Below are 22,606 nucleotides of genomic sequence, written 5' to 3' on the forward strand. Positions count from 1 at the left end.
TCCTTACATTTGATCCGACCAAAATGCACCAATATCATTGTTCAAATCACTAAAGTTCAAACGAAATGCTTCGTACATTAAGTGACGATTTTGTTGTTCTACTGCTTCAACAAACTTTTGATGATTAATAATAATGCGCTTAAAATCTTCAATATCTTCTATCATACGTCTACGCATTCCAATATAGACAAGACTTAACATTAACGGTTTCATTTGCATCCACAAATGCGTCAAGTAGCTGTGTTCACAAGCATTAACCATTAACTCATGAAACTGAATATCATGCTCTGTAAAACTAACTGGGTCTTTAAATTTCACACTGACTTTCATCATTTCTAATGCTTGATACATGTTATGAATAATATCTGACAAATCTTTTCGTTGTATCACTTTGGTAAATGCGAACGCTTCAATCATAAGTCGAATGTCTGTCATCTCTTGTTGTTTCTCACGATCAAAAGGTAACACTTCTGCACCCATACGTTCCAATTGTATTAACCGGTCTTGGCTTAAAATCTTAAAAGCATCTCTCACAGGTGACCTGCTTACATTAAACTGCTTTGCAATTTGGTTTTCAGTAATGACTCTCTCATCTAAATATTCACCGTTCATCATATTCAAACGTAAACAAGCAGCGATCCATTCACCTTTAGACATTTGCTGTGCCCACTGTTTCGGAAATTCCATTTTCCTCACCTCAACTTGTATACAAGTATTCTAAAACAAAACCATACAAATGTAAACGTTTTCTATTTGGCATTTTATATTTCAATAAAAAATATAAGCCGTCAGATGATGTGTATTTTAAGAGACTCTTTAATCTCTCGTTATACACATTACCTAACGGCTTACGTACTAAATATCTTTTTTTATAATCAAAATTGCATTCGCAATGGTTAAAACAATGATAGACATCGCATTAATAAACCATTGCCAGTTTGAAAATGTCATATCAGTATCAAGGGTTTTATCGCTTAAATAACTAATTGGAATATACTTCAATGATTTTTGAATATCATCACCGATTTCAGGAATTAACGGAATAAACGGTGTCACAACCGGTAACATTAATAATAATAAAATACCGAGTGTAAAAACAAGCGATGGCTTTTGAATAATTAAGTTAATTAAAAATAAAAGTAAGCCATACACTAAAAATAAGATCAAATAAAATATAAGTAATTCACCAATATACTTTGTTTTAAAGTCTGTTCCGTCTGTTGTCCACTGTACAACATAAGTCATTAATAGTACGATGCCCGTTGTAAATAGTGCAATGAATAGAATAGAACAGAATTTTGCAATGAAATAACCGATACGATTGCGTACGTTGTTTAAATAAAGTTGGATTGTTCCTTGGCCACTATCTCTTGTGATCGTTTTAATAACAAAGAGCAATCCTACCATAGAGAAAAACCATTTTGATACAGTTAATATTTGATCCCCTTCAATAGGCGTATCATTCTGTACAAGAATAACAGCAATAATAGCAATCGGTAACGCACCTAATAAAATAGCAAGATATGTCAGAGGACTTCTTAAAATACTAATAATGTCATATTTGATAAGTTGTAAGCTACTCATTTTGGTCACCTCGCTGATTAATATTAAAGTACGTATCTCTTAACGATACCTTTCGTGATTCAATATATTTCGGATATACCTCACATTGTGCTAATGCTTTCAACAAACGTTGATAGTTGCTTTGAGCATCTAATACCAGTTCTCCAGAAGCTTTGTGCGTCTGTACAACTTTAAAATCATCTGTTAAACATTGAAGTGCTGTGTCAAAGTCTTCAGGTGTAATATATAAAATCGTTTGATCCGTTGGTTGTTCTCCCTTCATATCAATATCTCTTACAAATTTGCCATCACGCAAAAATACTGCGCGATCACATATCAATTCGATGTCTTCTAATTTATGACTTGAAATCAAAATTTTCATATCCAGCTCTTTAACAAGTCTTTCAATTGTTTTAAGTACATCGATTGAGCCGTCTGGATCCATACCATTCGTCGGTTCGTCTAAAATTAAATATTTAGGTTTATTCATAAGAGAGACCGCAATCGCCAACTTTTGTTTCATCCCCATTGAATACTTTTTGACTTTCTTTTTAATATAAGATTCCATTCCAAACGCTTGGATAATACGTTCAGTATATGCTTTATCAAACCCTTTACCTAGCACTTGAGCGAATAATTTTAAATTATATAATCCTGATTTATTGTCATAAAGCTTGGGATGTTCAATCAAATAACCTATCGTTTCATTTTTAGGTACGCTCACTTTCCCAGAATAATTAATAATATTACCATTCATCATTTTCATTAATGTTGTTTTTCCAACACCATTTTTACCAATAAGCCCTACAATACTGCTTTCCCCAAAAGAAAAATCTATTTGATCAATCACCGTATGATGACCATAACGTTTTGTAATTTGTTTTAGCTTCAAATTGACACCCTCCTATACATCGTTGCTGCGTCTGATTTGATAGAGATACGTTCCTATCGCAGCTATAATACTTACAACAAAGTAATATAACGCTAAATTATATGTCATAAAATAATCTGAGTTATCATAAAATATAATCCCTAGACTAACGCCGCTCAAACCTATAACCAATGGTATGAGTAATTGTACAAAAATAATAAATACAATAATATTTGCTGTTTTCTCTCGTCTTTGTTCACTAAATCTTGGAAATGAAAAAACAATTGATAATGCATTAGATGCTAAAAATACCCATAATATATCAAATGAAATATTGTTAACTGAAACAAATGATGTTTTTATATCAAATGCCCACAATACTAATGCGCCCATTAACGTCATCATTATGATTGTTATATAATGTGCATGAATCAGTTGGTGTTTGGATACGGGTAAACTTTGATAGAATATATGTGATTCTTCATGTCCGAAACGGCGAAACAAACGAAATGCATGTGCCGAATCAATGACTGCGATTACGTTGATGATTAACAATAATGGAGATAACCATATGAAGTGCTCAGTTTTCAAACTATGGAACACTGGTAAGAATAACAAAATGACAAGATAAAGTACAATCGTCCATAATCTTAAATACACATTTCTTTTGATAAGTTGATATATTGTAATCCCCTCCTTACTTTGCATCTTTTTTAAACGCAATCGTCAATGAGAATATTAGTGATAAAATGTATAATATTACGAAAATCATCACGCTATAATACATTGTTGTTTTTGCCATCTTGATCCCTACTTCAAGAGATGTAACTTGTGATGTCGCACCTATGCTTATACTTACAATCATGGGTAAAAATAAATATGTCGTAACAAGCAATACATAGTAAGGTATTTTAATCAAAGGTTGTTCACTTGTATATGGAAAGAAAACACTTTGTGTCATCAAGTTGTAGCAAACAATAAATTGAATCATGAACTGACTCATACTGACAATATCTGCATGCTCTGACAGAAAGAAAAAGAGGATTAATGGTACAATGGTCCACACTAATAACAAAATATGAAAAACTTGATGTACTATAAACGCTTGAACGCGTGTTATGGGTAAACTTGCAAAAAAATAATGTCCTGACTTGCCTAATGCATGGTATGTTAAGAAAGCATGACCAATGTATCCCATACATATCAAAGCATATATGCCTAAAAAGAAATTTTGTAAATCGTAGTATTCTGAGAAACAAGTCACGAACAAACTCATCATAATCGCACTGCCAATGACATACAATGTTTTTTGTCGTATTCGTATGTTACGCCTCAATAGCCACCACATCAATATAGCGCCTCTTTCCTATAACTTAATTTGGTTGTGTCTTAATCGCCGATAACGTATGACTGATTTAGTACTAAAAGCAATACATGATACGCCAAAAAGCACACCCGAAATAATATCGAACACAATAAAGTGCTCAGTATTCGTTAATATTCCTATATAACTTATATCAATAAACAAAAGCGTAAAAGTAATCGTGTAAAGAATCCCTTTATTGTGCCGTTCTTCTAAAAGTGTTTTCACACAAAAAGTTGCAATAAGCAGTGTCATACTTATATGAATTAGTGTAATATTTGCATATTGTTGAATTGGAAAAAATATTAAAACGATCGTCATACCTACACATTGGATCAAACATATCAATATAATCAATACATTAAAGCTATCCAGTAAGCACCGATCACTGTTAGGCAAACTTCTAAAAGTAATATATGTCTTATTTCTATTCAGATAATCAATACAAAATACCGGTAATATGCTTAATACACCCATAGTCATTATCAAATAATGTGCGATGACTAATGGACTCACATACCAAAACATGATCCCCATAAAAGGTATAAACAAAATTAAAAACCATTTATCAAATGGAGAATCATTTAATGTTAATGTTCTCTGCAGTACTTTTATCATCTGATATGCCCCCTTTGTCACGTTCATAGGCAACCATAATCTCTTCAATTGACATCGGCGAGATTGTTACCCGCTGACCAAACAACTCGTAAAACGTATTGGCATGTTGCGTCATACCACTATATACACCATTAGACTCTTGATAATGAACTAATAGCCTGCGTAACTCTTCATCTAAGTCTTCGCAATCCCCTCGAACCAGTCGATGTTGCTCCAAAAGCACTTCTTTAGATTCTTGAAAAACAATACGACCATCCTGCAGATATACAATATAATCTGCAATGCGTTCTAAATCCGAGATGATATGCGTTGAAAAAAATACTGATTTTTGTTCATCGAGCAACTCTTCTTGAATAATCTCTAATACTTCGTTACGAACAACGGGATCTAATCCAGCTGTAGGTTCATCAAAAATAAAAAGCTCAGCATGGTGACTCAACGCAATCGCTAGTGAAAGCTTCATCTTCATACCAGTGGAAAATGAACGGATCTTTTTCTTATAAGGCAGACGAAAACGCTCTAAATATGTCATAAAGACATCATGATCCCATTGCTCATAAAACGGACCAATCAGTTTTTCAGCCTTTTTGATTGTCCAACGTTCATTTAAATACAACTCTGAATATACAAAACCGATTTTATTTTTAATACCAACTGGATCGTCATTCATGTGTTGACCCAAAATTTTAATCTCGCCAGATAATGCTTGTAATAAACCCATAATCATTCGAATCGTTGTTGTTTTCCCTGAACCATTTGCACCAATAAAACCTGTCACATAACCTTTAGGCACATTAAAATGAACATCGTCCAATACAAAGTCTTTCTTTTTATATCCGACATGGGTTAACTCAATCGCTTTATTTTCCATTACAATTCCTCCTCATATAGCATGGCTATAATCTCTTGAAGTTCGGACAATGGCATCTCGATTGTTTTGGCTTCTCTTGTCACTAACTGTGCCAACTCTTCTATAACAATAAACTGTTTCTCTTTGAGTATCGCTGTATCTTGCTCTTTAACATATGTTCCTTTGCCTCTAATAGATGTTAAATAGCCATCTTTTTCTAAGTCTTCATATGCACGTTTCGTTGTAATGACACTCACGCCTAAATCTTTAGCAAGCTCTCTCATAGAAGGTAAATGTGTTCCTGCCGGTAATACACCACGCAGTATTTGCTCCTTCACTTGTTGCTTAATCTGTTCATAAATCGGCGAAGCACTATTACTTCGCAATAAAATTTTCATAACCAACCCCCTCACCAACTGTATATATTTAATATAAACACTATATACAAATTTGTAAAGAGCCATTTTCAAAAGTACAGCAAATAAATACGATATCTTACCTATAAAAATAAGATAAATCATTATCAAACATTGTAATAAAAGCTTTTACAATGCTATTATCTCCTTACAACCTCATCCTATAAATATATTCACGCAAATAATAAAAGCACACACTGTATATAACAAACATATACAGTGTGTGCTTTTATTATTTTTTTCTATCATTATGACGACTAATAAACGCACATATCATAAATAAAATAGTAGCTACAAATAATTTAACTGCTGATGCTTCTTGATCTTGAAATTGAAAAACAATACCTATGACAAAAATCATTGTTGCTAGACCTACAAAAATTTTTGTTAAATGTTTCAATATATTCACCCCATTTATATCTAACTCTATTAATGACTTATAGCACAAACAACTATGATAATAAACCTGTAAATTTCAATGATGATTAGTATTCATTTCAGCTATATATACTTTATTAAAATATTATAATTATTTTCTTATACAATATTTTCGCTTTTTTACACAAGGTTTCTTTAACTTTCATAGAATTCACGGTATGATAGAAATATATTCTGAAATTTAGAAACGAGGTTGGATTTTTATGAACCCTTTAGCGCTCAATCTAAACGAACAATTAAATGAACACAATGCTATTTTGCTCGATATGATGTCAGACTTAGGTAAAAATATGTACTATCCCAAAGGCATTTTAACACAATCAGCCGAGGCAAAAGCAACAGATTACAACGCAACGATTGGAATGGCAACAAACCGAAACGGTATGATGTATGCAGACACACTATACACGATGTTTAATGACTTAGCACCGAATGAAATTTTTGCGTATGCGCCGCCTCAAGGTCTTGAAAAATTACGTGATTTATGGCTTGAAAAAGTATTAAAAGATAATCCAGATTTAACAGCTGACAAAGTGACACGTCCTATTGTAACCAATGCACTTACACACGGACTATCATTAATTGGTGATTTATTCGTTAATACCGGTGATACAGTATTACTTCCTAGTCATACATGGGGTAACTATAACCTTATTTATGGTGTACGCCATCAAGCAGATATCCAAAACTATCCTATTTTTGACGATAATGGTCATTATGATACATCAGGACTTGTCAAAACTTTAAACACAATAGAACAAGACAAAGTCATCTTAGTACTTAATTATCCAAACAATCCAACAGGTTATACACCAACAAAAGAAGAAGTTGCAACAATTGTCGATGCTATTGATACACTTGGTCAACGTGGTGTTAACGTCATTACAGTTGTCGATGATGCTTATTATGGATTGTTTTACGAAGATGTTTATACTCAATCTATTTTCACTGCACTGACAAACTTAAATAATGAACGTGTGTTACCTATTCGTTTAGACGGTGCAACAAAGGAATTTTTTGCATGGGGGCTACGTGTTGGTTTTATTACGTTTGGTTTGTCAGATCGTGTTGCTAAAGATGTGATTGAAGCAAAAACAAAAGGTATGATCCGTAGTAATAATTCAAATGGTTCAACCCCTTCTCAATCAGCGATTCAATATGTACTCGAGCATCCAGAACAATTCTCTAAAGATATCCAAGAGAATGTTGATACTTTACAAGCTCGTTACGATGTTACAAAAGCATGGGTTTACAAGGAGGAATTTGCATCATTATGGCAACCCTATGCTTTTAACTCAGGTTACTTTATGGCATTACGTGTTAAAGGTGTAGACGCTGAAACATTGCGTAAATACTTAATAGATCAATATGCCATTGGTATCGTCGCACTTAATAGTACAGATATTCGTATCGCATTCAGCTGTATCGAAAAAGAAGATATTCCACATGTCTTTAATTGTATTGCAAAAGCGATTCAAGCACTGCAATCATAAAATATTCACAAACAATGAGATAATGAAAAGCAAAAAACAACTTTATATCATTTTAGAGGATGATTTTTGATTAAATTAAATCGTTTGCTTTTCATCTGTCTTACTCTTTATTTCTGAGTGATTCATTACAACAGAGGAGTTTGAACAAGATGACTTACTATTATCAACATATCCGTACCCCTTTAGGCCTATTAACCGCTATAGTTAATGATGATGCACTTGTCAGCCTATCTTTTACGGATTCTAAAGATTATTACACCTCATGGCATAAACTTGAGCAACATAGTCAACTTGTACAAATATCTACACACCCTATTATCAACCAAATTGCTCTTGAACTCGAAGCCTATTTTCACGGCTATTGTTCAAAATTTAAGACACCCATCGACTATGTTATCGGTACCCCTTTTCAACAGCGCGTGTGGAAGGCTTTACAGACATTATCTTATGGTGAGTGTGTAACATACGGAGACATCGCAGTTGCAATTGGAAAACCAAAAAGTGTTCGTGCTGTTGCATCCGCTATTGGACAAAACCCGCTTTCGATTATTATTCCTTGCCATCGTGTCCTTCGAAAAGACGGACAACTCGGTGGCTTCAATAGTGGTTTAAATCGAAAAATGCGACTTCTTGCATTAGAAAGACAATATTATTCATCATAAAAGGTGTAAGCCCTCTTTTAAGTTCAATTAAATGATGGGCTTACGCCTTATTTTGAGTACACATTACTTCTTCATCATAACCCTTTTATAATATAAATGATTTTAAAGCCCTTAGTTCACTCAAAAATATATTCAACTGCTTTGGAGTCACATTAATTTTTATAGCTAACCCTGACTCTGTTGCAACTTGGGAGTAATTGATACCTGAATCAAAATTAATATACATACAGAAAAATCGATGCTCCACCTTAATAATTGTAAAGGATAACTCTGGCTCAATAAAATATAACTCTTGAATAGGGGTTTCACTTTCAGATAATACTAGATGATGTAGCTCATTATCAAAAAGAACACATTTACTATATTGCGTATGATGATCGTATGTTACCTTAACATCAAAATAAAATAGAGATGCTTCATTTTCATTCCTCACCACTTCTGTTAAAAATAAAGTTAATGATATATTGTTATAATGATAATGCATATCTTTTAAAGTAATATTTTTCATCATCATCCTCCTTCTCATCCATTATTATAAAATCTTCGTCCATTCAACTTAACATTATGATTCAAATCATTTATTTTATTGTGACAAAATAGGGTTACTTTTACTACTATTAGATTATTGTTGATATAAAAAAGACGCTTTCCAAAAGTTGAGTCAACTTATGGAAAACGCCTCAAAAGAATTATTTTAAATGTCCTTTTTGTTCATCTGAATTGAAGGGCATTTTTATTTTTTGAATTTTTATGTCATTATTATGTCATTTCGAATTATAAAATAGCGTCAAATCAATGTTTGCAAGCTATTTTACATCATGCCTGGCATACCGCCCATTGGTGGTACATCATTTCCTTTTTCTTCTGGTAAGCTTGCTACAACAGCTTCTGTCGTTAAGAACATTGCAGCAACACTTGCTGCGTGTTGTAAAGCTGAACGTGTCACTTTTGTAGGGTCTACAATACCTGCTTCAAGCATGTTCACCCATTCATCTGTTGCTGCATTATAACCAACACCCGGTTCTGCATTTTTCATTTGTTCTACAATAACAGAACCTTCTAAGCCTGCATTTTCAGCAATTTGGCGTACCGGCGCTTGTAATGCTTTTAATACAATATTCACACCTGTTTCAATATCTCCAGTCGCCTCAATAGCTTCAACTTCTTTGAAAACATTCATTAATGCTGTACCACCACCAGCAACAATACCTTCTTCTACGGCAGCACGTGTTGAGTTTAGAGCATCTTCAATACGCAATTTACGTTCTTTTAATTCTGTTTCTGATGCTGCACCAACCTTGATCACTGCAACACCTCCTGCTAATTTAGCAAGACGCTCTTGTAATTTTTCACGATCAAAATCTGACTCTGTTTCTTCAATTTGTGCTTTGAGTTGGTTTACACGTGCATCAATATTTGTTGGGTCACCATTGCCATCTACAACTGTTGTATTATCTTTGGTTACTTCTACTTTGCTTGCTGTTCCTAACATATCGATAGAAGTTTCTTTAAGCTCTAAACCTAAATCTTCTGTGATGACTTGCGCTCCTGTTAAAATGGCTAGATCTTCTAACATTGCTTTACGACGATCACCAAATCCAGGTGCTTTAACAGCAACTGCAGTAAACGTGCCACGCATACGATTTAATACAAGATTTGTTAATGCATCTCCCTCTACCTCATCAGCTACAATTAAGATAGGACGGTTAGATTGTACGACTTGTTCTAATAACGGTAAGATATCTTGGAATGATGTTATTTTTTTATCTGTAATTAATATATATGGATTTTCTAATTCTGCAATCATTTTATCAGAATCTGTTACCATATACGGTGATTGGTAACCTCGGTCGAATTGCATACCTTCTACAACATCTAACTCTGTATTGAAGCCATTCGACTCTTCTATTGAAATCACACCATCATTACCGACTTTTTCCATCGCTTCTGAAATATAGCGACCGACTTCTTCGTCAGCTGCTGAAATCGCACCGACTTGTGCAATTTCTTCTTTATTTTCTACCTTTTGAGAAATATCATGTAATGCTTGCACTGCCACTGCTACCGCTTTATCAATCCCTTGACGGATACCTACAGGGTTAGCACCGCTTGTTACGTTTTTAAGACCTTCTTGAATGATTGCTTGTGCTAAAACGGTTGCTGTTGTTGTTCCATCTCCAGCAATTTCATTTGTTTTATTTGCAACTTCTTGAACGAGCTTGGCTCCCATATTCTCATATGGATCTTCCAACTCAATCTCTTTTGCAATTGTGACACCATCATTTGTAATCAACGGTGCAGAAAATTCTTTATCTAGTACAACATTACGCCCTTTTGGACCAATCGTTACTTTTACAGCATTTGCTAATTGGTCAACACCACGTAACATGGCTTGACGTGCATCTTCTGAAAATTTAAGTTCTTTAGCCATTATGCTATTCCCTCCATTTAATTCATTTATCGCTTTTCTTTTATGCTTCAACAATTGCTAAAACGTCTTCAGCCTCTAATATTAAATACTTCTTGTCGTTGCGTTTAACTTCAGTGCCTGCGTATTGTTGGAATACAACGCGGTCACCTACTTGTACTTCCGGTACTATGCGCTCACCATTTTCTAATAAGCGTCCCGGTCCTACTGCAACAACTTCACCTTCGTTTGACTTTTCTTTAGCTGAATCTGTCAGAACAATACCACTTTTTGTCGTTTGTTCTTGCTCTTTTTTTTCTATTACGATACGGCTTCCTAATGGTTTTAACATTGATAATGCCTCCTTATGTTGACCATATATTTAGCACTCGTATCTTCTAAGTGCTAATCTATTCTTAATAATAATCAAAGTTGGTCAAAAATTCAAGCTTAATGCTTTTATATTTGTTTGACGCTAAAGAATCTATTAAAATAAGCAAGGAATGAAAGGAGAGTTGAAATGAATCGAATTATTATTTCATTTTTAACAGTGAGTGTATATATTGTTGCACTATTTTCACCCAATATTGCCCTTGCCGTTGGATGGCTGGACGCTTCATCAATGCATGAACAACTACAACGTGTGACTTATATCCAAGTGGCTGCTTATATCATAGCTGCTATTATTATTTCATTGCTACATTTGAGTATTAAAAATAAATACGCTTTTGAATACCAATTGAAAGAGCCTAAACGTTATATTGTGATATGGATCTTAGCAGGTCTTGTCACTGTATTTATTGCTCAAATTATAACAAACTTAATTAGCACTTTTTTATTGGGAGTCAGCCCTGCAAGCGAAAATACAATGCGTATTATGAAAATTGCACGTCAGATGCCTATATTAATTTTGCTGGTTGCGATTGTCGGACCTTTTCTTGAAGAATTCGTCTTTAGAAAAGTCTTATTTGGTGAATTATACAATGCTATAAAAGGAAAAGTCGCTACAAAATTCATCATTGCCACTACAATAAGTTCTTCTATTTTTGCTGTTGCACATGCTGATTTATCGCATTTTCTAACTTATTTTGTGATGGGCGTTATTTTTTCAGCATTTTATATTTATACCAAACGACTCAGCATTGCAATAGGTATCCATATGACTCAAAATGCGCTCGTTGCACTTATTCAATTTTCAATTCCTGAAGATGTAATAGAAAAAGCATTAGAGCAGGCACAATTTATTTTGTTAAATCTTATACATCTTTTGTAAAACCTTTAAGAAGAAGCGGGACAGCAAGCTCGTGTTTGTCAAAAGCTTTCCTAGTCCCGCCCTGATAAGTGTAATGAAATTAATAACCTAACGTCTCCTATATGCATAAGACCGGTACATCATAGCTATTTTCTGCGCCATATGATATAAGTCAGTATTGCAAATAATGTCCCCATACCCACGATATACCATAACCAATGATTACTCGTAGAAGCGGTTTCGGTAGATTCCTCTTTTTTTACTTTCGTTTTAGACACTAGGGTACGTGTTTGTTCAATATTTCTCTTTTTATCTTCTTGTTGCCCTGAAATAACCGCTTTTTCTGAAGGGCGCTGTAAATCTGGCATTCCCCCTACCTCTCCGGCGATCAAGCCTAACACTTGCTTATCTAAATTTTTATAATAATCACGCGTTACAAGTGGTTGAAATTGTTGAAATCGAAAATAATCTGAGCGTTGTTGTATTTGATTCAGAAAATGATTATTTTCAAAACTATTTTTCTGTTCGAGTTTTTTTATATGATCCGGCAAAAGTGTGGTTCTACTATCATAATCTAAATTTTCGAATCGTTCGGATACTATGGGATTATACTTAAAACTCCCACTAATATGAGCTGCATAAGATGGTGTTCGCGTTTCAGTTGTTTCGATATTTGACTCCATTTGTAGAGTATCTTTATCGTTATGGTATACAGGATCACTATCCCCATTGTTTTGATTGCCCGTTTCTGTATCTTTTTTGTCTTTCGGATATTCTATCGTACTATCAGGAATCGTTTCGACGACCTCTCCCTCATCTTTATTACTATCGCTATCTGTCTCTTCTTTATCAGAAGCTGTATTTTCTTCTTTTGTGCCACTCTCTTGAGATATATCATCAGCAACTGGATGATCTTGTTGCTTCTCTTCCTGATTCTTATCATTATGCTCAAGTGTATGATTTGTAGGAGCTGGTGCTTGTAATTTAGCGTCATTTGTATTGTTAGCGAATATCTCTTTATTTCCTATGCAACAACTTGAGATAACGAGTATCGTTACAGCAATTGCTGTTCTTATACAACACCTTATTTTAGCCTGATCCATCATTAAAAATTGCTGCATGATGTCGACCTCCTTTTCAATGATTTCTATCACAGTATAATCAAATTCTAAATATATTACTACCTATCCTTTTCATATTATTTAGTATAGATATAAAGTTTTTTGTAAATTATTTGATTATTTAGTAAACTTGTATTAATACTTAATCCTAATGAGGAGGCTTTGATATGAAGGTTCAAGTCTTACAATTTTACGTCACACCTGCTAATACAAAGAAAAACGAGCAGAAAATCACAGAACTTTTTGCACAAACAATCCACGATGATACCGATATTGTTGTCCTTCCTGAAATGTGGAACAACGGTTATGCATTAACGGTATTACAAGAAAAATCTGACCATTCGTTATCGCAGGCTTATCCTTTCATTCGACAGTTAGCACAGCAATACAATGTTGATATTATTGCCGGGTCAGTATCTAATCATCAAGACGGTTCACTTTATAACACCGCTTTTAACGTTCTACATGATGGCACGTTAAATGATTATTATCATAAAATTCATCTTGTTCCCATGTTAGATGAACCACAGTTTTTAGATGCAGGTGATCAAGTTCCTGATACATTTACATTATCAAATGGAACGTTAGCTTCACAAATTATTTGTTATGATTTACGCTTTCCAGAAATCAGTCGTTACCCTGCCGCTAAAGGAGCAGAGATTCTTTTCTATGTAGCACAGTGGCCTGATACTCGACAAGCACATTGGCGTAAACTTTTGCAAGCACGTGCAATTGAAAATAATGCATATATCGTAGCTGCAAATGGTTGTGGCTTTGATGGTCAAACGACATATGCAGGTCACTCCATGATTATTAATCCAAATGGAGATATTATTGCTGAAGCACAAGAAGATGAGGCAACATTAACGGCTGTTTTAGACATGCACATGGTTACCGAACAACGTAAAGCTATTCCTGTGTTCGACAACATGAGACCCGAAGTATATCGTTATCACTTTAATAAAAAATAGAATAGTTTCATCTTCTCTTTAACCCTCAAAACTTATCACACCACTTTGATATAGAGAATTAGGATTGAAAAATATAAGCTGACAAAAAAACAGACAAGCTTGGGAGTGGGCTTGTCTGTTTTGATTTAATATTAAGGGAATGTTAATGGATCTAATAATCTCACAGTTTCAACTTATATAATTGGGGAAGTTTGAATTATGAAAATTTAGTGAATTAACCGATTATTAAGTTATATACTTAATAGCTACCAATACAGTTTTTGAATGTTTGAGAGATAAACATTCAAGCTATTTTCGTACGACTTATTTAGTAAATTTTTTAACTGTTTCTGCAATAAGTTTAACAAATTCTACGATAGTGCCTACGATATCTGCTACCATTTCGGCCACCTCCTACATTAGATTTTGTTCCAAGTTTAAAATAGATTGTTACTTAATGTGTATACTGAGCGAAAAATACAGCAATAAGCGTTAATCTTCTTTAGCATATTGTTCTACATTTTGAACCTTTGTGGCCTATGCTCAACGATAAAGCAATCCATAAACGATATGCTAAAGTGATTACACTTTTATTAGACCACGAAATATAAATCTCATGTTAATTATTGCGTACTTTATTGTTTTAAGTTCTTAAATGTTATACTTTTATGTTAAAATTATTATACAATTCATTTTTCCAACACTTAGGCACAAAATACGAACAGTTAGGCAAAAAAAGCAATTCCTTGTGCGTTATCCTTTATAATGTGACATAAGGAGGAGAAGTTGTGCAAATCATTGATAAAAGTATTGAGACGCTAGCGCGTCGAATACAGCGACACCAAAATTTAGACCATATTGACTTTTTAAAAGTACGATTAGGTATGCAAATTGTGGCTATTAATTTTTTTAAAACAATTGTAACTTATGGTTGTGCACTCCTCTTAAACACATTTTTATACACACTAACTGTTCATGTAAGTTATCTATTGGTGCGCCGTAACGCTCATGGCGCTCACGCCAAGTCTTCATTGATGTGCCATATTCAAAACATTATATTCTTTGTTTTAGCCCCTTGGATCATTGCATATTACAACATATCTTTTGTTTATATGTTACCCTTATCCATAGTGGGATGGTTCATCGTAATGATTTACGCCCCTGCCGCGACAAAAAAACAACCTATTAAACCTCACCGGAGACGTGGCTTAAAAATCAAATCAATTGTATTAACAAGCATTGTGATTGCTATTTCTCTATTTATGCCAACACCTTACCAACAATTGATAAGTTTTGGGGTTATTATGCAAGCAGTAACACTATTACCTATATTTTTCCCTAAGGAGGAAGATAATCGATGAATATTTTAGATGCTATTGTAACTTTCTTCACTAATCTATTTAAAGCTATTGGTAACTTTGGATGGTATAGAACTTGCACAGGTTACTTTGACGAGCCAGAAATTCCTCGTGAACTGTTAGATTTAGATCAGTAAGTCTAAATTAAATTTAGAAAGTGTGTATAAAAATTGGAAATTATATATATCGTTGTTTTGACGTTATTTCAAGTTTTTGTATTATTTACAGTGACGAATTTAATTTTAGTTGACAAACCAAAGTACACACGAAGGGATTACCTCTCTATCATTATAGGGATTGTAGTCCCTTCTACCGTTTTGTTTCTCTATTTTGGAAATGCAACTCTATTTTTTTTGATTCTATGTTTTTTTATCTTTTTTTATAAAAAGAAACGTATGATCGGTATTATTAGTATTTTAATGAGTGTTCTTATTTTAATTTTAAGTGATTTTCTCGCCACTTTACTACACGGTTATCTTTCCTCTCGTAATATTAACTTTTATTTAAATCAGGCAATTTACGTTTTTATTTTTGTTGTTGGATGTTTTTTATTCGCTATTTTATTTCGCTATCTCATGCGTTTATTAAAGTTTTCTTGGCTTTATGTTAATAAGTTATATCTTTTCCTATTAGCAACGATGCTTACCGTCTTCTTTATTCTTATCGATATTTTCAAACCAACAAAGATACACTCGATCGAAGACATGAAAGCGATTGCACTCGTTGTGATTGTTTACTTTATTGCTTTTGCCATACTTGTTATTATGATTTCTATTACTGCTTCAAGAGAAATAACATACCGTCGAAATAAGCAAGAAATTGAAGACTATTATAAATATACATTACAAATCGAACAAATTAATAATCGTATGAGGAAATTTCGCCATGATTATATTAATATTTTGTCATCTATGTCTGAATATTTAAGAGAAGATGATTTAGAAGGGTTAAAATCTTATTACTATACACATATCAGCCCTTTAAAAGACAATTTTGAACATAACTCATTAAAATTAAATGGCGTCGAGAAACTAAGACTACGTGAAATAAAAGGTGTAATGACAACTAAAATTTTACAAGCTCAAGAAAATGACATCGAAGTCAGTGTAGAAGTTGCAGATGAAATTACACATATTAATATGCCTCTTATTGATTTAAGTCGTGTACTTGGTATTATTATGGACAATGCTATTGAAGCGTCTTTAACAATAGATGATCCTATGATACAGATTGCTTTTATTAAAACTGATACGTCTGTCTTAATTATCATTATGAATAAAGCACCCGATAACTTACCGAAATTGCATACACTATTTCAAGAAGGCTTTTCAACAAAAGGTCAAAATCGTGGGTTAGGACTCTCAACATTAAAAGAAATCACGGACAACACAGATAATGCTTTATTAGACACAACAATTAATAATCATTATTTTATTCAGAAGTTAGAAATTATGAATGATAACACATAGGAAGTGATATAGTATGAAAATCTTAATTTGCGAAGATGATCCAAAACAACGCAAGCGCATGGAAGATATTATTAATAATTATATTATGATTGAAGAAAAACCTATGGAAATTGAAGTTTCAACTGATGATCCATATGTACTATTAGAAGCTTCAAAAAATATGGCTGATGTGGGATGCTATTTTTTAGATATCCAGTTAGAATCTGATATTAATGGCATTAAAGTGGGGAGTGAGATTCGAAAACATGACCCTATTGGTAATATCATTTATGTTACCAGTCATAGTGAACTGACATACCTGACTTTTGTTTATAAAGTCGCAGCAATGGATTTTATTTTTAAAGACGATCCCTCCGAATTACAAACTCGAATTATTGATTGCTTAGAAACTGCTTTAAAACGCTTGGACTTACTTACAAAAGATAGCAATATAGAAACATTAGAACTCAAGCGTGGCAGTAATTCTGAGTATGTAAATTATGATGATGTTATGTTTTTTGAGTCTTCTCCAAAATCTCATCGGCTTATCGCACATTTAGATAATCGCCAAATTGAGTTTTATGGTAATTTAAAAGAAATGGCTCAAATTGATGATCGCTTTTTCCGTTGTCACAATAGTTTTGTACTGAATCGTAAAAATATTTCCCATATTGATGCTAAAGAACGTATTGTTTACTTTAAAAATAATGAGTTCTGTTACGTATCTGTACGTAATATTAAAAAAATATAACCCTATCAGTAAGCGCGTTTGAAAACCTCTACACTTCAAGTTTCCAAACGCGCTTTTAATCTCCTACTGTCAAAGCTTCATATACAACTTTTCTCTACATAGATCAAAACTTTGATGCCTCTTATAATTCTTCGTATGTTGGCAAACTGGTCAAAGCACCATACTTTTGAACGACATGCCCTGCCACTTTGTTTGCAAAACTTAAAATCTCTTCTCCATGCACTTTTAAAGTTTCTAATGGCTGTGTTTCATGACGCATAAGTTGGGCAATAACTGCACCAATAAAAGCATCGCCTGCTCCTGTTGTATCAATAGCAACTACTGGCTGAGGTTGCGCTGAAAATATCGTTCCATCTTGTAAAATTAGACGTGCCCCTTTACTTCCTTCCGTATAGATTACTGCTTTAACATGACCTTGAAATAATGATTGAATCGCTTCAGCTTCATCTGAAATTTGGGTGATAAATTCAAGTTCTTCGTCAGAGATTTTTACAATATCTGCTTGTTTAATAAAAGTTTGGATTGTTTGCTGATACAGCTCATGATCATCCCATAATGGCAACCGTACATTGGGATCAAATACAACTGTTGCCCCTTCTCGACGTGCTTTTTCAATTAAAGCCTCATGTGCTGCCTTCATTGGACTTTCCACAAGTGCAACAGAACAAAAATGAATGATATCATCCGATGAGATAGGGATTGTTTGAATATGCTCAGGGTCGTATAACATATCTGCACTGGGTTTGCGATAAAATGAAAAATCACGCTCACCATCAGCTGTTAAACTTACAAAAGCTAGTGCAGTGTTTGCAGAGGAGGTACGCTGAATAAACTGACTGTTTACTTCTATCTGTTCAAGTGTTTCAACTATACGATCTCCAAATGCATCTTCTCCAAGTTGCGTAATCAGATGACTGTGACCTGCAAGTTTTTGAACTGCTGCTGCAACATTACAAGGAGCACCGCCAACCTGTGGCTCAAAGCCATTGACCTCTTTCAATAATCGGTCTCTATCTTTAGGTATAAAATCAATTAATGCCTCTCCTATGGCATAAAACGCCTTATTCATCTGCATTACCTCCTTGAATATCATATTTAGTCATTTGCAAATACACTTGACCAGAGTCTGTGGATACTTTAATCTTATTGGCATTTTTTTGAGGGAAGATACGTGATGATAAGACACGTTCACCTTCATTACAAAATATTTCAATACTAGATGTATCTATAAATATACGTAATTGACGCAATGGTGTATGTAATACCGTTTGACGTGAAGTCCCTTCAACTGGAGAGGGTAGAGCTCCACTATCAAAGCGATCTAATATCAACTTTTGTGTCTCAGTTTCATAACGAATCACTGTCGCTTCATTCTTAGAAGCACGTAAATGAAACTCTATGGCTGATGCTTCATTGTCTAAAATATCAATAACTAACTCGTATTGTTGCCCTTCATACGGATGTAATTGTTTTAAAAACTTATTCGCATAACCCAGTGCTGTTTCTTTATTCATACGTAATTGACGTAAATGCATATGTGGTTTTTGTTTTAGAATATCATTTTCTATCACTAATGTTCTTGGAAGTGTTAAACAGTGTGCCCATCCTTCTTTATCGGTAGGATATTCTGTATCTGGTAACCCCATCCATCCTATCATTACACGTCGTCCCACTTCATCAGTTAATGTTTGTGGTGCATAAAAGTCAAAGCCATTATCAAGCTCAATAAAGTCACCATGTGTCATTTCAAGCGTGTCAAAATTAAGTTCACCGATAATATAACCACTTTGAAAAATATTTTTGTAACGCGCTCCTTCTGATGCAATACCTTGTGGTGAAAATACAAGAACATCTTTACCATTAAGTTGAAAGTAGTCCGGACACTCCCACATATAGCCAAAGTTTGTTAATGCCGTTTGAATTTCACCTTTAAAATGCCATGGACCTTCTGGACGCGTTGCTTCATATAACACTGCACAACCCGTTTCATCTGTTCTTTGTGCACCAATGAGCGCATACAATTTTCCTTCTTTTATAAATACTTTCGGATCCCTAAAATGTTGGGTATATCCTATTGGCGGTTCTGCAATGGCAGGAGGCAATAATTTTTCCACTTGACCGTTATCTTTGACTTTTACAACAATTTGACTACTTTTTCTCTCCCAATTTTGATCACGATGATTTCCCGTATACATATAATAAAGTACACCCTCAAATTCAAAAGCACTTCCACTATACACGCCATGGCTATCATGTTGTGTATCCGGTTCTAAAACAACCCCTTCATGTTTATAATTGACAAGATTACGGCTTGTATAATGATCCCAATATTTTAGACCATGCACTGCCCCCAAAGGAAACCATTGATGCGAAATATGATATTGTCCATTAAAATAAATCAATCCATTCGGGTCATTTAATAATCCTGTTGAGGGCTGTATGTGATATTGTTGACGATAAGATGACGCTTGTACTTTTTCTGTTAATTCTTTTATTTCTGCTTGCGTTGCATCTTCAAGTTTGCGATAACGCATTTCACGAGACCATTGTGTCATATATTTATCCTCCTCAGTTAATTGGTAACGGTTCCATTGTTATAAGATAAAAAATGCTCTCTTGTAGATAACACTTCTAAGATATGTGTATCCTTATCATCAGAATCTATAATTTGCTTAAACAATTGTAAAACTGCTAACTCACCTGCTCGTTCATACTGATAATAAATTGTATGTATCTTTGGATAAACCACTTCTGTAATAGGGTCTCCACCAAATCCAGCAATAAATGGCATAAAGTCAGGTTTTTGCTGCATCAAAACATGATACAATGCCAATGCAATAGTATCTGTTGCTCCAATATATGCATAGTTCACACTTGTTGGCAAATGATGTTGAATCCTTTGTAAAGCAACATTATAATCAAAGGCTGCCTCATAAGTGGTTATATGGATACCATTTTGTGTTAAATGCTCGTAAAGTCCTTGATAACGCAAGTGTCCTACTGCTTCATCTGTCTCTGAAACACCTGCGTAGTATACATGTTGGTAGCCATTTCTCATAATATGCTGTGCCATATAGCGACCTGCCTGATCGTCATCATGATAAATCGCACTTAGTTTTTGATGTGTTTGTCCAATTAAAACAACGGGCATAGACATTGAATCAATAATCGTCATATGTTCATCTGTAATACGTGTCGCCATAAATAATATGCCATCTACTTTGCTGCGTTGAAATGAGCGTAAAGCCTCAAGTTCTTGGGTCGTGTCGCGTTCTGTTAAGGTTAATAACATTTGATAATGCTGTAATTCACACGTCTTTTTAATTCCATAAACTGTGCGTGCCACGGCATGTGAATGCATACGTGGAATAATTACCCCAATCATTTTCGTCTGTTGGGCTCTCAAACTTTGGGCAAATTGATTAGGGGCGTAACTATATGTATCAATGACTTCTCGAATCTTTCGTTGTGTTTTAGGGCTAACAGAACCATTATTTAAATAGCGCGATACCGTACTTTTCGATACACCCGCTAGTTCAGCAATATCCTTAATGTTCATATTTTCACCTCACTATATCACTAGCTATTCTAACATAAACCCGCTTAAAAATTAGCCTAAACAATTATTATTTTTACATTTTAAAAGCTGAGATACCCCTATATACATGAGTATCTCAGCGCAAATAAATTATTATTTTACAATAACTATGCCTTTTGAACTGTAATGGTCCAAGATGCATCCCCTAATTGTTCAAAGTTCGTAACAGGATAATTGTTTTCAGCTGCCCAATTTGGAATAGCTTCTGTTGCTTGCGTGCAGTCAAAATCAATTTTCAGTTCATCTCCAACTGCAAGTGTTTCCATCTTTTTCTGTGCTTCTATGAGAGGAAATGGACATACCATTCCAACTGTACCTAATTCATAAACCATATATAACGACTCCTTTTTATTCATGATTAAATATTTACTGATTGTGGATGTGAAGTATTCGCTTGTTGACGTGCTGCTCTCAAAGGTTTCACAAATAAGAAATAACTCATAAACCATGTCCCTAATATCATAGACGCTAAAGCAATCCATCCCTGCCATGAAAGGGCTGCGGTAGCAACAAGTCCATTACCTATTGAGCAACCTCCTGCTACGGCTGCACCAAATCCCATGCAAATACCACCTATCGCACTGTTGCGAATCGTTTTAATATCCGGTAAACGCCACTTGAACTCATGTGACCCTTTTGCTGCAATATATGACCCTGCAAAAATACCTAGAACTAAAAAGACGCCCCAGTCTAGTACCCCTGTATTACCTGTTGTTAAAAATTGAATAATATGTGCAGACGGTGTCGTAATGCCTAAACCACCGTCACGACCTGTTGCACTACTCATAGGCCATGCAATCATTGCAATAATTCCAACTGCTATTGCTGCAGTAAAAGGATGATAGCGTTTTTCAAACAATATATGGCGAAAACCTGTATAACGCTGTTTAAGCTTAGGTATTGCAATTGTTGGTTTCGGTTTGCGTAATGTTTTTACAACAAAAAATGCTGTAATCACAATGAGCACAATCAGCCATAACCAACTCGGTATGCCTGTCGATGCCGACATATCTGCCTCTGCTACCGTTATACTTGTTAGACGCTCATTCAATGGTGCTAAAATACCAAATTTTGTTATGGCTGCAAAAAGTGCGTAAAAGAAAAGTGCAATCCAACTTCCAATCAATCCTTCTCCCGCTCGATAATAAGTCCCTGTTGCACAACCACCAGCTAAAATAATACCAATACCAAAAATAAATGAGCCAATTACAGTTCCTATAATAGGAAAAGTCCCATTATCAATTGTAATTATACCTAAACTTTGTAATGTAAAGATGCCAACAGCTTGTATAGCAATTGCGATTAACAGCGCATAAAACATTTTATTATTTTTCTGTACATACATATCGCGAAAACCACCTGTTAAACAAAAGCGTGTACGTTGCATCACAAATCCAAGTAATACCCCTACAAATAACCCACTCAATATTGTCCAAATCACTTTATA

The 22,606-nt window shown here is 34.3% G+C and carries 27 protein-coding genes; 8 read left to right on the forward strand and 19 right to left on the reverse strand.

Annotated elements, in window-relative coordinates:
* Positions 1-3 precede the first annotated feature (3 nt).
* From FGL66_RS06950 to FGL66_RS06990, 9 genes are all read right to left on the reverse strand, one after another.
* Positions 4-687 (reverse strand): GntR family transcriptional regulator, encoded by a 684-nt coding sequence (locus tag FGL66_RS06950; protein WP_180809122.1) that lies wholly within the window; start codon positions 685-687, stop codon positions 4-6.
* A gap of 168 nt (positions 688-855) precedes the next feature.
* Positions 856-1,584 (reverse strand): phenol-soluble modulin export ABC transporter permease subunit PmtD, encoded by a 729-nt coding sequence (gene pmtD, locus FGL66_RS06955; protein WP_180809123.1) that lies wholly within the window; start codon positions 1,582-1,584, stop codon positions 856-858.
* A complete protein-coding gene (gene pmtC / locus FGL66_RS06960; protein WP_180809124.1) occupies positions 1,577-2,455 on the reverse strand; it encodes a phenol-soluble modulin export ABC transporter ATP-binding protein PmtC in 879 nt (292 codons plus the stop codon). The genes pmtD and pmtC overlap by 8 nt, the downstream gene beginning before the upstream one ends.
* Positions 2,456-2,467: 12 nt before the next feature.
* Positions 2,468-3,142, reverse strand: a complete 675-nt coding sequence (gene pmtB / locus FGL66_RS06965) for a phenol-soluble modulin export ABC transporter permease subunit PmtB (RefSeq protein WP_180809125.1) — start codon at positions 3,140-3,142, stop codon at positions 2,468-2,470.
* The gene (locus FGL66_RS06970) at positions 3,132-3,782 is read right to left on the reverse strand and encodes a hypothetical protein (protein ID WP_180809126.1); all 651 of its coding nucleotides are present in this window, start codon (positions 3,780-3,782) and stop codon (positions 3,132-3,134) included. The genes pmtB and FGL66_RS06970 overlap by 11 nt, the downstream gene beginning before the upstream one ends.
* An 18-nt stretch (positions 3,783-3,800) precedes the next feature.
* Positions 3,801-4,415 carry a hypothetical protein gene (locus FGL66_RS06975; RefSeq protein ID WP_180809127.1) on the reverse strand — a complete coding sequence of 205 codons (615 nt, stop codon included), beginning with the start codon at positions 4,413-4,415 and terminating at the stop codon, positions 3,801-3,803.
* Positions 4,378-5,286: a phenol-soluble modulin export ABC transporter ATP-binding protein PmtA gene (gene pmtA / locus FGL66_RS06980; protein ID WP_180809128.1), complete on the reverse strand. Its 909-nt coding sequence runs from the start codon at positions 5,284-5,286 to the stop codon at positions 4,378-4,380. The genes FGL66_RS06975 and pmtA overlap by 38 nt, the downstream gene beginning before the upstream one ends.
* A complete protein-coding gene (gene pmtR / locus FGL66_RS06985; protein ID WP_180809129.1) occupies positions 5,286-5,663 on the reverse strand; it encodes a PSM export ABC transporter transcriptional regulator PmtR in 378 nt (125 codons plus the stop codon). The genes pmtA and pmtR overlap by 1 nt, the downstream gene beginning before the upstream one ends.
* Before the next feature lie 250 nt (positions 5,664-5,913).
* Positions 5,914-6,081 (reverse strand): SE1626 family protein, encoded by a 168-nt coding sequence (locus tag FGL66_RS06990; RefSeq protein ID WP_180809130.1) that lies wholly within the window; start codon positions 6,079-6,081, stop codon positions 5,914-5,916.
* Positions 6,082-6,322: 241 nt separating this feature from the next.
* Between FGL66_RS06990 and FGL66_RS06995 the strand changes: the two genes are divergently transcribed.
* Positions 6,323-7,612 (forward strand): aminotransferase class I/II-fold pyridoxal phosphate-dependent enzyme, encoded by a 1,290-nt coding sequence (locus tag FGL66_RS06995; protein ID WP_180809131.1) that lies wholly within the window; start codon positions 6,323-6,325, stop codon positions 7,610-7,612.
* A gap of 149 nt (positions 7,613-7,761) precedes the next feature.
* The gene (locus FGL66_RS07000) at positions 7,762-8,274 is read left to right on the forward strand and encodes a methylated-DNA--[protein]-cysteine S-methyltransferase (RefSeq protein ID WP_180809132.1); all 513 of its coding nucleotides are present in this window, start codon (positions 7,762-7,764) and stop codon (positions 8,272-8,274) included.
* Positions 8,275-8,359: 85 nt separating this feature from the next.
* On the opposite strand, the gene FGL66_RS07005 is transcribed toward FGL66_RS07000, so the two are convergent.
* The 3 genes from FGL66_RS07005 to groES all read right to left on the reverse strand — a co-directional run bounded on the left by FGL66_RS07005 (position 8,360) and on the right by groES (position 11,033).
* Complete coding sequence (locus FGL66_RS07005) at positions 8,360-8,782, reverse strand: hypothetical protein (RefSeq protein ID WP_180809133.1); 423 nt, start codon at positions 8,780-8,782, stop codon at positions 8,360-8,362.
* A gap of 303 nt (positions 8,783-9,085) precedes the next feature.
* Positions 9,086-10,705, reverse strand: coding sequence for a chaperonin GroEL (gene groL / locus FGL66_RS07010; RefSeq protein ID WP_180809134.1), 1,620 nt, complete (start codon positions 10,703-10,705; stop codon positions 9,086-9,088).
* Positions 10,706-10,745: 40 nt separating this feature from the next.
* Positions 10,746-11,033 carry a co-chaperone GroES gene (gene groES / locus FGL66_RS07015; RefSeq protein WP_180809135.1) on the reverse strand — a complete coding sequence of 96 codons (288 nt, stop codon included), beginning with the start codon at positions 11,031-11,033 and terminating at the stop codon, positions 10,746-10,748.
* A 168-nt stretch (positions 11,034-11,201) separates the two neighbouring features.
* Here groES and mroQ point away from each other — a divergent pair, with 168 nt between their 5' ends.
* Positions 11,202-11,954: an intramembrane glutamic endopeptidase MroQ gene (gene mroQ / locus FGL66_RS07020; protein WP_180809136.1), complete on the forward strand. Its 753-nt coding sequence runs from the start codon at positions 11,202-11,204 to the stop codon at positions 11,952-11,954.
* A 125-nt stretch (positions 11,955-12,079) separates the two neighbouring features.
* On the opposite strand, the gene FGL66_RS07025 is transcribed toward mroQ, so the two are convergent.
* Positions 12,080-13,054 (reverse strand): SdrH family protein, encoded by a 975-nt coding sequence (locus FGL66_RS07025; protein ID WP_180809137.1) that lies wholly within the window; start codon positions 13,052-13,054, stop codon positions 12,080-12,082.
* Positions 13,055-13,221: 167 nt separating this feature from the next.
* Here FGL66_RS07025 and FGL66_RS07030 point away from each other — a divergent pair, with 167 nt between their 5' ends.
* On the forward strand, positions 13,222-14,025 hold the full coding sequence (locus FGL66_RS07030) for a carbon-nitrogen family hydrolase (RefSeq protein WP_180809138.1): 804 nt from the start codon (positions 13,222-13,224) through the stop codon (positions 14,023-14,025).
* Between the two features lie 303 nt (positions 14,026-14,328).
* Here FGL66_RS07030 and FGL66_RS09965 read toward each other — a convergent pair whose 3' ends face one another.
* Positions 14,329-14,406, reverse strand: a complete 78-nt coding sequence (locus FGL66_RS09965) for a delta-lysin family phenol-soluble modulin (RefSeq protein WP_142381183.1) — start codon at positions 14,404-14,406, stop codon at positions 14,329-14,331.
* A 386-nt stretch (positions 14,407-14,792) separates the two neighbouring features.
* Here FGL66_RS09965 and FGL66_RS07040 point away from each other — a divergent pair, with 386 nt between their 5' ends.
* From FGL66_RS07040 to agrA, 4 genes are read left to right on the forward strand one after another with little or no spacing between them, the layout of a single operon-like run.
* Positions 14,793-15,365, forward strand: a complete 573-nt coding sequence (locus tag FGL66_RS07040) for an accessory gene regulator AgrB (protein ID WP_180809139.1) — start codon at positions 14,793-14,795, stop codon at positions 15,363-15,365.
* On the forward strand, positions 15,362-15,499 hold the full coding sequence (gene agrD, locus FGL66_RS07045; RefSeq protein ID WP_180809140.1) for a cyclic lactone autoinducer peptide AgrD: 138 nt from the start codon (positions 15,362-15,364) through the stop codon (positions 15,497-15,499). The genes FGL66_RS07040 and agrD overlap by 4 nt, the downstream gene beginning before the upstream one ends.
* A 33-nt stretch (positions 15,500-15,532) precedes the next feature.
* The gene (agrC, locus tag FGL66_RS07050) at positions 15,533-16,831 is read left to right on the forward strand and encodes a quorum-sensing sensor histidine kinase AgrC (protein ID WP_180809141.1); all 1,299 of its coding nucleotides are present in this window, start codon (positions 15,533-15,535) and stop codon (positions 16,829-16,831) included.
* 13 nt (positions 16,832-16,844) lie between these two features.
* The gene (agrA, locus tag FGL66_RS07055) at positions 16,845-17,561 is read left to right on the forward strand and encodes a quorum-sensing response regulator AgrA (protein WP_180809142.1); all 717 of its coding nucleotides are present in this window, start codon (positions 16,845-16,847) and stop codon (positions 17,559-17,561) included.
* 121 nt (positions 17,562-17,682) lie between these two features.
* On the opposite strand, the gene FGL66_RS07060 is transcribed toward agrA, so the two are convergent.
* The 5 genes from FGL66_RS07060 to FGL66_RS07080 form a co-directional block, all read right to left on the reverse strand.
* Entirely contained in the window at positions 17,683-18,630 is a 948-nt protein-coding gene (locus FGL66_RS07060) for a carbohydrate kinase family protein (RefSeq protein WP_180809143.1), read from the reverse strand.
* Positions 18,623-20,116, reverse strand: coding sequence for a sucrose-6-phosphate hydrolase (locus tag FGL66_RS07065; RefSeq protein ID WP_180809144.1), 1,494 nt, complete (start codon positions 20,114-20,116; stop codon positions 18,623-18,625). The genes FGL66_RS07060 and FGL66_RS07065 overlap by 8 nt, the downstream gene beginning before the upstream one ends.
* Positions 20,117-20,133: 17 nt before the next feature.
* The gene (locus tag FGL66_RS07070) at positions 20,134-21,120 is read right to left on the reverse strand and encodes a LacI family DNA-binding transcriptional regulator (protein ID WP_180809145.1); all 987 of its coding nucleotides are present in this window, start codon (positions 21,118-21,120) and stop codon (positions 20,134-20,136) included.
* A gap of 146 nt (positions 21,121-21,266) precedes the next feature.
* Positions 21,267-21,491 (reverse strand): sulfurtransferase TusA family protein, encoded by a 225-nt coding sequence (locus tag FGL66_RS07075; RefSeq protein ID WP_180809146.1) that lies wholly within the window; start codon positions 21,489-21,491, stop codon positions 21,267-21,269.
* A gap of 26 nt (positions 21,492-21,517) precedes the next feature.
* The gene (locus tag FGL66_RS07080) at positions 21,518-22,600 is read right to left on the reverse strand and encodes a YeeE/YedE family protein (protein ID WP_180809147.1); all 1,083 of its coding nucleotides are present in this window, start codon (positions 22,598-22,600) and stop codon (positions 21,518-21,520) included.
* Between the last annotated feature and the right edge of the window lie 6 nt (positions 22,601-22,606).

Origin of the sequence: Staphylococcus sp. 17KM0847, from assembly GCF_013463155.1 — a bacterium.
Classification (GTDB): domain Bacteria; phylum Bacillota; class Bacilli; order Staphylococcales; family Staphylococcaceae; genus Staphylococcus.